The 10,082-nt window shown below is 64.4% G+C and carries 10 protein-coding genes; all 10 read right to left on the bottom strand.

Features of this window, described 5'->3' with window-relative positions; genetic code table 11:
- The coding region (gene ftsZ / locus VOI29_RS18710; RefSeq protein ID WP_323782159.1) for a cell division protein FtsZ at positions 1-1,191 on the bottom strand (1,191 nt) is incomplete at its 3' end.
- A gap of 374 nt (positions 1,192-1,565) precedes the next feature.
- Complete coding sequence (gene ftsA / locus VOI29_RS18715; RefSeq protein ID WP_024090731.1) at positions 1,566-2,900, bottom strand: cell division protein FtsA; 1,335 nt, start codon at positions 2,898-2,900, stop codon at positions 1,566-1,568.
- Position 2,901: 1 nt separating this feature from the next.
- Positions 2,902-3,801 (bottom strand): cell division protein FtsQ/DivIB, encoded by a 900-nt coding sequence (locus VOI29_RS18720; RefSeq protein ID WP_323782163.1) that lies wholly within the window; start codon positions 3,799-3,801, stop codon positions 2,902-2,904.
- Complete coding sequence (locus VOI29_RS18725) at positions 3,789-4,709, bottom strand: D-alanine--D-alanine ligase (protein ID WP_323782166.1); 921 nt, start codon at positions 4,707-4,709, stop codon at positions 3,789-3,791. Before VOI29_RS18725 ends, VOI29_RS18720 begins: the two co-directional genes overlap by 13 nt.
- A gap of 296 nt (positions 4,710-5,005) precedes the next feature.
- Entirely contained in the window at positions 5,006-5,947 is a 942-nt protein-coding gene (murB, locus tag VOI29_RS18730; RefSeq protein ID WP_323782169.1) for a UDP-N-acetylmuramate dehydrogenase, read from the bottom strand.
- A complete protein-coding gene (locus tag VOI29_RS18735; protein WP_323782172.1) occupies positions 5,872-6,204 on the bottom strand; it encodes a hypothetical protein in 333 nt (110 codons plus the stop codon). Before VOI29_RS18735 ends, murB begins: the two co-directional genes overlap by 76 nt.
- A 126-nt stretch (positions 6,205-6,330) precedes the next feature.
- Positions 6,331-6,579, bottom strand: a complete 249-nt coding sequence (locus VOI29_RS18740) for a DUF2484 family protein (RefSeq protein WP_323782177.1) — start codon at positions 6,577-6,579, stop codon at positions 6,331-6,333.
- A gap of 68 nt (positions 6,580-6,647) precedes the next feature.
- Positions 6,648-8,045 carry a UDP-N-acetylmuramate--L-alanine ligase gene (gene murC / locus VOI29_RS18745; protein ID WP_323782180.1) on the bottom strand — a complete coding sequence of 466 codons (1,398 nt, stop codon included), beginning with the start codon at positions 8,043-8,045 and terminating at the stop codon, positions 6,648-6,650.
- Between the two features lie 5 nt (positions 8,046-8,050).
- On the bottom strand, positions 8,051-9,142 hold the full coding sequence (locus VOI29_RS18750; protein ID WP_323782184.1) for a UDP-N-acetylglucosamine--N-acetylmuramyl-(pentapeptide) pyrophosphoryl-undecaprenol N-acetylglucosamine transferase: 1,092 nt from the start codon (positions 9,140-9,142) through the stop codon (positions 8,051-8,053).
- A gap of 26 nt (positions 9,143-9,168) precedes the next feature.
- On the bottom strand, positions 9,169-10,082 hold a 914-nt coding region (locus VOI29_RS18755; RefSeq protein WP_323782187.1), incomplete at its 5' end, for a putative peptidoglycan glycosyltransferase FtsW.

Genomic DNA, 10,082 nt, shown 5'->3' on the forward strand with positions numbered 1-10,082 from the left:
CTCCTGCGCAACGGCCTGCTGCACGTTCATCTCCTCGAACAGCGCAGGCTCTTCCAGCGCTGCAGCAGCTTCAGGTGCTGCAGCCGGTGCGGCTTCTGCAGCCGCCGGCTGGGCAACCGGGGTTTCCAGTTCCAGTGGCGCCGGACGGGTATTCTCGACACTGACGGTCTGACGCAGCGGCGCCGACATCGGACGGCGCGGCACCGGCATTTCGGTATTCACATCCACAGCGTCGATACCGGTGGCGACGACGGAAACCCGCATCTTGCCTTCCATGCCGGTGTCCAGGGTCGAACCGACGATGATGTTGGCGTCCGGGTCCACTTCCTCGCGGATGCGGTTGGCGGCTTCGTCCAGTTCGAACAGGGTCAGGTCGTGCGAGCCGGTGATGTTGATCAGCACGCCGCGCGCGCCTTTCAGGCTGATTTCGTCCAGCAGCGGATTGGCAATCGCCTTTTCGGCGGCCTGGACCGCGCGGTCTTCACCCTCGCCCTCGCCAGTGCCCATCATCGCCTTGCCCATCTCGTCCATCACCGCGCGCACGTCGGCAAAGTCGAGGTTGATCAGGCCCGGGCGCACCATCAGGTCAGTGACGCCTTTGACACCCTGGTACAGCACATCATCCGCCATCGAGAACGCCTCGGTGAAGGTGGTCTTTTCATTGGCCAGGCGGAACAGGTTCTGGTTCGGAATGATGATCAGCGTATCGACGACCTTCTGCAGGCTTTCGACCCCCGCCTCGGCCTGACGCATCCGCTTGAGACCCTCAAACTGAAACGGCTTGGTCACAACACCAACGGTCAGCACGCCCAATTCGCGGGCGGCCTGCGCGATGATCGGCGCCGCACCGGTGCCGGTGCCGCCGCCCATGCCGGCGGTGATGAAACACATATGCGCGCCGGCCAGATGGTCGACGATCTGCTCAATGCTTTCCTCAGCCGCGGCAGAACCGACCTGCGGGCGGGCGCCAGCCCCCAGGCCTTCAGTCACTTTCACACCCAGCTGGATGCGGCTCTTGGCCGAGGCCTGCTGCAGCGCCTGCGCGTCGGTATTGGCAACGACGAATTCGACGCCGTCCAGCTCCTTGGCGATCATGTTGTTGACAGCGTTGCCGCCGGCCCCGCCGACACCAAACACCGTGATCTTCGGCTTCAACTCTTCCTGCCCGGGCATCGATAGATTCAACGTCATGCTCTTACCGCCTGTGTTACCCGCCCTTCCCGCAAAGGGCTTTTTCCTGTGCTATTCACCATAATTCTACCGCGCAGAGGGAGTTTCGTCATCCCAAAAAGCACAACGTGCCACAAAATACGGCCTCTTTCTGAAGCCTGAACCGCGGTATTTCGCCGTCCCTAGCAGATATGGGGGATTCAGCACAAGCCACACACAACACACCTATCGCATCCGCGAAATCACTTCTGCAGAAGACATCTTTCCTGATATGTGGCTGGCCACTGCCCGGCCTGCTGAATCGCCGCGTTTGCCGCGGACGTTAAGAACAACCTAACGGGTCCTGCCGGCGCTGTCACGCCCTCTTTGACCCGTCAGGCAAAAATGAAAACGGCCTACCAGTTGTCCCGGAACCAGCGCACGGCGCGGCCCAAAGTGCCCGCAGGATGGCGGCTGGCCGGCATCTCGAAGTCCCACCATTCATCCTGCGGATGGGCCGCAAACAGACACAGCCCCACAGCCGAGGCAAAACCCGGCCCGGTTGCAGATTGCGGCAGGCCATGAACGCGCAGGGGACGTCCCAGGCGCACCTGTTGGCCGAGAATGCGGCTGGCCAGCCCGTCCAGCCCCATGATCTGGCTGGAGCCACCGGTCAGCACGATCTGCTGGCTGGGAAGATATTCGAAACCCGCCGCATCCAGCCGCGCCCGCACCTCCTCCAGGATCTCTTCAACACGGGGCCGCATGATGCCGATCAGCTCGGCCCGGCTGACGGTGCGGCGGTCATGCTCCCAATCGCCGGTATCGCCGCCGATGTCGATCATGTCGCGGTCGTCGGCACCGGTGGCATGCACCCCGCCGCAAAAGGTCTTGATCCGCTCGGCATTGGTCAGCGGCACCCCCAGCCCCATCGAAATGTCGCTGGTGATGTGATCGCCGCCCAGACGCACCGCGTCGGCATAGATCATGTGCTTCTTCATGAAGACCGAGATCGAGGTTGAGCCGCCGCCCATGTCGATACAGGCGGCCCCCAGCTCCTGCTCATCCTCGACCAGCGCCGAAAACCCCGAGGCATAGGCCGACGACGCAATTCCCGCCAGCTCAAGATCGCAGCGCTGGATGCAGCGCACCAGGTTCTGCACCGCGATGGCATCCACCGTCAGCATATGCATGTCGACCGCCAGCGTCTGCCCCATCTGGCCGCGCGGATCCCCCAGGCCGGAACGGTTGTCGAGCGCAAAGTTCACCGGCTGCGCATGGATCACCTCGCGGCCGGCGCCGTATTCCGGCACCTCGCAGGAGGCCAGAACCTGCGCCACTTCATGTTCCGAAACCACCTGGCCCTCAAGATCCAGCTTGGCATCCAGCCCGTAAGAGCGCGGATTGGCCCCGGAGAAACAGGCAATCACGTGATCGACCCGCACCTCTGCCATTTTCTGCGCCGCTTGCACTGCGGTGCGGATGGCGCGCTCGGTCTCCTGCATGGCGGTGATTTCACCGAATTGCACACCGCGCGACCGCGTCGTCGCCGCCCCGATCACCCGGAACCCCGACTGCCCGGCCAAGGCGCCGATGGAGCCATCCTCGCTCAGCCGCCCGGAGCCGTCGAACCGCAGCACCAGGCAGGCGATCTTGGAACTGCCCACGTCCAGAATGGCCACCACGCCGCGCTGCATCGCCTGACGGCGCATCTGCCGCATTGCCCGCTGCGATTGATAGAGATCTGTCATGCTACTGCCCGCCCCCGTTCAGCTGCCGGATCCGCCACCAGTTTTCCACTGAGTTTTCGGTCATCCGCACGGTCGGGCGCCCAGCCAGGCGCATATCCACCGCGGCCACATCGCGTTCCAGCAAATCCTGCACTTCACTCACCGCCAGCACCCGTTCCAATGCGCGCACCGGCTGCTCCGCCGGCAGCATGATCCGCTGCTTGCGGTCCAGCACCACGTCCCAGCGCCGCTCGCCCACACGGACCAGCCCGCGCAGCCGCGGACCCAGCGGTTTGGCCGCTGCGAACAGCCGCAGCGCCTGCGCCGCCTGCTTTTCCGCCCCCTTGCCGGCGATCAGCGGCAGCTCAGGATGCAGGCTGCGGCGGCCCAGCTCAGCGACGTGAATGCCCTGTTCATCCAGCAGCGCCAGACCCTCGCGGCTGCGCCAGATCAGCGCCGGTCTCCGTTCCTCGACGTCCACCTGCAGGATGCCGCCGGGGCGGATCCGCACGCTGGCGGACTTGACCGGGTCCAGCCCAGTGATCACGTCGCGGATCTGCTCCAGATCCAGATCAAAGGAACTCACCGGAAATTCGGCCGGCATCACCTCGCGGATGTCCTGCGCCACGCTGGGTCCGGCCCCGTCCACCGCCATCACGTTGACCATGAACTCGGGCCGTTCCTCGATTGCGGCGCGGGCGTCGCTGACCAGCCCCTGCAGCGCGGCGCGGCGGGCCTCATCCGCCAGATAGGCACTGGCCGCGGCAAAGATCAGGCAGAACGGCACCCCGACCCGCAGGCCGAACCGGATACCCGGCGTCAGCATCCAGCGCTGCAACCGGTACTTCAGCCGCGACGGCGCCGGATCCGCCCGCCCCTCGCCGCCGCCACGGCGGCGCAAGCGCCCCTTCAGCGGTTGCATGAGGCATCCTCCACCATCCAGGCGCAGAGCTCACCGAAGGTCATGCCGCAAAAAGCCGCCTGCTCCGGCACCAGCGAGGTCGGTGTCATCCCGGGCTGGGTATTGGTCTCCAGCAGGATCAGCCCGCCGGCGCCGCGCGCCTCGTCCCAGCGGAAATCGGTGCGGCTGACACCGCGGCAGCCCAGCACCTCATGCGCCTTCAGCGCGTATTCCAGGCACAGGTCATGAATTTCCCGCGGCAAATCCGCGGGCAGCACATGGCGCGAGCCGCCCGGCTTGTATTTGGCGTCATAATCATACCAGCCATCAGTCAGGATATCGGTCACGGCCAGCGCCTTGTCCCCGACCACAGTGGTGGTCAGCTCACGCCCCGGCGCGTAGGTCTCGACCATCACCTCGGCCGGCATTTCTGCCGACAACTGCGGCGGGCCGTTGGCGGCCTCCTGCACAATATAAATGCCGACGCTGGAGCCTTCATTGTTGGGCTTCACCACATAAGGCGGCACCATCACATGGCCTGCGCCGACCTCATCCTTGGCAAACAAACCGCTTTCGACAACCGGCAGCCCGGCGGCGCGGTACACTTCCTTGGAGCGCTGCTTGTCCATCGCCAGCGCCGAGGCCAGCACCCCGGAATGGGTATAGGGAATGCCCAGCCATTCCAGAACACCCTGCACACAGCCGTCCTCGCCCCAGCGACCGTGCAGCGCATTGAACACCACATCCGGCTTGATATCCGCCAGCCGCGCGTGCAGGTCCCGGCCTGCATCCACCTCGACAACCTCAAACCCCTCACCGCGCAAAGCGGCCGCGCTTTCACGGCCGCTGGACAGCGATACTTCGCGTTCGGCTGACGGTCCGCCCATCAGCACCGCGACTTTCGGGAGTGCCCTGCTCGACTTACTCACCACGAAGCGCCTCAATTTATACGGGGCTTTGCGCCCCTGGTTTTTAGGGTCCCCAGAAAAACCCGATCTATCTCTTTGCCCGGATGGTCCCGGCCGTTTGCTCCAGGGCTATACGCCCCTTGATCGCCCAGACGGATCAGTGCCGCCATGCCGGCACCCTACCGCCCAAAATCTTACCGAGGCGTTAACCGCGCCTTTACCACAATTAAGACTTCCGCTCCCCGAGCCCTTCGCGGCCCCTATGACCACCTCCGCCTGCGGCCACAGAAGCCTTTGTCAACGCAGAAGAATTTCAGCTATTCTGGAAGCGGATCACCAATCCGCATGATTTCCCACTGTAGCGTGATGCCGGAATTCTCGTAAACCTTTTTCCGCACGTCTTCCCCCAATCCCTCAAGATCTGCGGCAGTTGCGCCACCGGTGTTGATCAGAAAGTTGGAATGTTTCTCGCTCATCTGCGCGCCGCCGCGCCGGGCACCGCGCATGCCGGCGTTGTCGATCACCTTCCAGGCCTTGAGGTCATGCACATCATCCGCACGCCCTGTAGACGAAAACCCCGCCGGATTGCGGAAGGTGGAGCCGGCCGAACGGTCGCGGGTCGGCTGGGTCTCATCGCGCTTCTGCAATTGAACCTTCATCCGCGCGTGCAGTTCCGCCGGGTCGCCCTTGGGACCGCGCAAAACAGCCGAAACCAGCACCGCGCCCTCAGGGAAAGCGGTCTGTCGGTACTGAAAATCCAGCTCTTCGGCGGTGATCTCGCGGATCTCTCCCTGCCGCGTCACGATGGTGGCGGAGACAAACACGTCCGCGGTGTAACTGCCGTAACAGCCCGCGTTCATCCGCACCGCGCCGCCGATCGAGCCCGGAATGGTGCGCAGGAAGGTCAGGTCAACACCCGCATCCGCCGCACGTTTCGCCACATGCGCATCCAGCGCTGCGGCGCCCGCGGTCACGGTACCGCCGTCCGTCCCGATATTGTTGAAACCGCGGCCAAGCCGGATCACCACTGCCCGCAGGCCGCCGTCGCGCACGATCAGGTTCGACCCCACGCCCATCGGGAACACCTGCACCGCCGGGTCAAGATCGCGCAGGAACGCCGCCAGATCGTCAACATCAGCAGGCTGGAACAGATGCTCCGCCGGCCCGCCGACGCGCAGCCAGGTCAGTTCCGCAAGCGATTTCTGTCCGGTAAGGCGGCCGCGCACCGCCGGAAGAATAATTTCACTTTCCGCCGCCATCGTCTTTTCCGTCCCAAGTTCCAGCCAGCCAGCGAGCACAGTCCGTAGACCAGGTGGCCGCCGAAATAAAGGGATAACATGACGAAGCGGCCAGTCCCCGCCGCAAACAGCAGCCGGCCAACCAGCCAGATCAGAACCACAAACCAGATTGAACCGGCAAGGGTGGCGGCTGTTGTCCGCCCCGCCCGCGCCAGACTGTAAAACGACATCAGCCAGACAGAACCGAATGCCAGCCAGATCAGGGCAACAGCAACCATGGGCGGCCTCCACCGCCAGCGGAAACACGCTGGGATCAAACAAGGAACACGAGATATTCCTGTTTGAGTATCAAGCAATCCGAAAGAAATCGTTAACTGTTCGCGGACCGGCGGGCGGCGGAATGGCTACAACCCCAAAGCGCGCTTAACCCAGCGCCCGAAATGCAGCACCGGCCAGCGCAGCACCGACATGCCCGCCAGCAGCACTGCCAGCCCCCACCAGGGGCCGTTTTCATAGGTCACATACCCCAGCAGCGGCACCCCCAGCGCAATCAGCACATAGGCCCGGGCCCAGTGATTGTCGCGGCTGGGAATCATCGCCAGCACATTGGCAGTCAGCGCCCAGACGGCAGCAAGGGTCAGCGACAGCGTCATCGCGCCGTTCTCCGGAGGGAAATCCGGCGGTATTCTTCAGAACATCCGGCCGCCGGCCGCCGCATTCCTCAGCACCCCAGCCGTGCAGGCAGATCATTGGCCCAGGCGCTGATGGTGCCGGCGCCGAGGCAGACCACCATGTCGCCCGGGCGCGCCTGCTCGCGCACCAGGCGCTCCAGGTCTTCTTCGCTCAGGATGGCGCGGGCGTGGCGGTGGCCGTGGCGGATCAGCCCTTCCACCAGATCGTCGCGGCTGGCGCCCTCGATCGGCTCCTCTCCGGCCGCAAACACCTCGGCGATGGCGACCACGTCGGCCTCGTTGAAGCAGCCGCAGAAATCCTCGAACAGGCTGGACAGGCGTGAATAGCGGTGCGGCTGATGCACTGCGATGACCCGGCCCTCGCTGGCCTGGCGCGCCGCCTTCAGCACCGCGGCAATCTCGACCGGATGATGGCCGTAATCGTCGATGATGGTGACGCCGTTCACCTCGCCCACCTTGGTGAATCGCCGGTTCACACCGCCAAAGGCCGCCAGCGCCGCGCGAATCTCGGAACTGTTCATACCCAGATGCCGAGCCACCGCCACCGCGGCCAGCGCGTTGGAGACATTGTGGTCTCCCGGCATCGGCAGGGTGCAGCCCTCGATCACCCGGTCCTCGGCCTGCAGATGCACATCGAAATGCGCGACACCTGCCTTGTAAGTCAGGTTCACCGCCCGAACGTCGGCCTGCGCATTGAAGCCATAGGTCACCACACGGCGGTCGGAGATCCGCCCGATCAGCGCCTGCACTTCGGCGTGATCAGTGCAGCAGACCGCAATGCCATAGAACGGGATGTTGGACACAAACTCAAAAAACCCGTCGCGCAGCGTGTCGAAATCGCCCCAGTGCTCCATATGCTCCGGGTCGATGTTGGTCACCACCGCAATGGTCGCGGGCAGCCGGTTGAAGGAACCGTCGCTTTCATCCGCCTCGACCACCATCCATTCGCCCTGCCCCATCCGCGCGTTGGAGCCATAGGCGTGAATGATGCCGCCATTGACGATGGTGGGGTCAAAGCCGCCGGCCACCATCAGCTCGGCCATCATGGTGGTGGTGGTGGTCTTGCCGTGGGTGCCGCCAATGGCGACGTTGGACTTCAGCCGCATCAGCTCTGCCAGCATGTCGGCCCGGCGCACCACCGGCAGGCCGCGCAGTCGGGCCTCGTCCAGCTCCGGGTTGCCCGGTTTGATCGCCGAGGAGATCACCACAACCGCAGCCTCCTCCAGGTTCTCTGCCTTCTGGCCCACAAACACCCGCGCGCCCAGCTCTTCCAGCCGGGCGGTGATTTTCGAGGATTTCAGATCCGACCCCTGCACGCTGTAGCCCAGGTTCAGCAGCACTTCGGCGATGCCCGACATGCCGATGCCGCCAATGCCGACAAAATGGATCGGGCCGACATCGCCGGGCAGCTTGGTTGCAGGGGTCATGACAGTTATCCTTCCTGGGCCAGTTGCTCAACCAATGCCGCCAATCGCTCGGCGGCATCGGGAATCCCGGCGTTCAGTGCAGCGGCCGACATCTGGGTGGCAGCCTGCGGGTTACTCAGAATTGCGCCCATATGCTCTGCCAGCACCGGGATATCAAGGGCGCTTTCGGGGATCATCACGGCAGCATCGGCGTCAACCAGCCCACGGGCGTTGGCGCTTTGGTGGTCGCCAGCGGCTGCGGCAAAGGGGATCAGGATCGAGGGCCGCCCGATCACCGAGATATCGGCCACCGACGAGGCGCCCGAACGCGAGATCACCAGCTGCGCCTCCGACATCCGCGCAGGTACATCGTGAAAGAATGTCTGCACATCGGCATTTATGCCATGCTCGGCGTAAAACGCATTGACCCGGTCCAGGTCCTCGGCGCGCGCCTGATGCGACACCCGCAGATGCCGGCGAATGTGATCCGGCAGCGCGGCAACCGCCGCAGGCACCACGTCGGACAGAATCCGCGCGCCCTGACTGCCGCCCATTACCAGCAATGACATCGGGTAATCCCCCGGCGGGATATAGGCCGCACCCGCGCGTTCCATCACCGCGCCGCGCACCGGGTTGCCCACATGTTCATGTGCCACCCCTTCAGGCAGGTCAGTTGGCCAGGTGCCGCAGGCCACGCCTGCCACCCGCTTGGAAAACAGCTGGTTCACCCGGCCCAGCACGCCGTTCTGCTCGTGGATCATCCGCGGCAGTTTCAGCAGTGTTGCCGCCCCCAGGGCCGGAATCGACGGGTAGCCGCCAAAGCCGATCACCGCATCGGGGCGCTCGCGCCGCATCTGCAGTGCCATCGCCAGCACACCGCCCGCGATCTTCGGCCCCGCCAGCGCCTTGGCCAGCAAGCCGCCGCGGGCAAAGGTGGCCGAGGACACTTGCGAAATTTCAACCGAATGCGGAAAGCCGCCGGTATAGCGCGCCCCCCGCGCATCGGTCGACAGCTTCACCCGCCAGCCGCGCGCCAGCATCACCTCTGCCAGCGCCTGCGCCGGAAACATATGGCCGCCGGTCCCGCCAGCGGCCATCAAAAGCAGTTTCTGTGCCATCCTCAGGGGGTCTCTTTCACATCTCGTCAGCGGCCGCGGCCGCTCAGGTAATCTGCAATCCCGCCCTGCGGACGCGTGCGGGTAAAGGCCAGGAGCATACCCACCGCAATCCCGGTGGCAATCAGCGAAGATCCGCCGTAGCTGACAAACGGCAATGTCATGCCTTTTGCGGGCAACAGCCGCACCGCAACCCCCATGTTGATCATCGCCTGCACGCCGAACATGCACACCAGGCCAGTGCCCGCCAGGCGGATAAACGTATCGCGCTCGCGCATCAGCCGTAACAGCGACCGCACCACGATCGAGGCATAAAGCGCGATCAGCACCACCACCAGCACCAGCCCGTATTCCTCGGCCGCGACCGCAACGATGAAATCGGTATGGGCATCCGGCAGCGACCATTTCACCTGGCCTTCGCCGACTCCAACCCCGAACAGCCCGCCTTCGCGGATGGCGTTGGTGGCATAGCCCAGCTGGGTGGTGGGATCGATATCCGGGTTCAGAAAGCCGTCGATGCGGCGGGCAAAATGCTCCGAGCCGTTATAGGCAAAGACCCCCCCCAGCACCACAACGGCGGCCATGCAAACCAGCAGCAGCATCGGCGCGCCTGCCACAAAATACATCACGCCCCAGCCGAACAGGACCAGACAGGCCTGGCCGAAATCAGGTTGCAAAACCAGCATCATGACCACCATCATGCACAGCGCGAACGACATCAGCGTGCCCGGCGGTCCGTTGATCTGCTGGCTGGCGGCAATCATCCAGGCCGCGACGACAATAAAGCCGGGTTTCAGGAACTCCGACGGCTGCAGCGAGGCAAACCCCAGCGAATACCAGCGCACCGCGCCCTTGCCGAAATCGGTACCGAATATCGGCAAAAAGGCCAGCGCGACAAATGTCAGGGCAAAGCCAACCACCGCCAGCCGCCGCACCAGCGTGG

Source organism: Leisingera sp. (assembly GCF_034669605.1).
Classification (GTDB): domain Bacteria; phylum Pseudomonadota; class Alphaproteobacteria; order Rhodobacterales; family Rhodobacteraceae; genus Leisingera.

Coding starts and splice junctions, on each gene's coding strand:
- ftsA (WP_024090731.1), bottom strand. CDS start 2,900: ATGACAGATCTCTATCAATCGCAGCGGGCAATGCGGCAGATGCGCCGT.
- VOI29_RS18720 (WP_323782163.1), bottom strand. CDS start 3,801: ATGCAACCGCTGAAGGGGCGCTTGCGCCGCCGTGGCGGCGGCGAGGGG.
- murB (WP_323782169.1), bottom strand. CDS start 5,947: ATGGCGGCGGAAAGTGAAATTATTCTTCCGGCGGTGCGCGGCCGCCTT.
- VOI29_RS18735 (WP_323782172.1), bottom strand. CDS start 6,204: ATGGTTGCTGTTGCCCTGATCTGGCTGGCATTCGGTTCTGTCTGGCTG.
- VOI29_RS18740 (WP_323782177.1), bottom strand. CDS start 6,579: ATGACGCTGTCGCTGACCCTTGCTGCCGTCTGGGCGCTGACTGCCAAT.
- murC (WP_323782180.1), bottom strand. CDS start 8,045: ATGACCCCTGCAACCAAGCTGCCCGGCGATGTCGGCCCGATCCATTTT.
- VOI29_RS18750 (WP_323782184.1), bottom strand. CDS start 9,142: ATGGCACAGAAACTGCTTTTGATGGCCGCTGGCGGGACCGGCGGCCAT.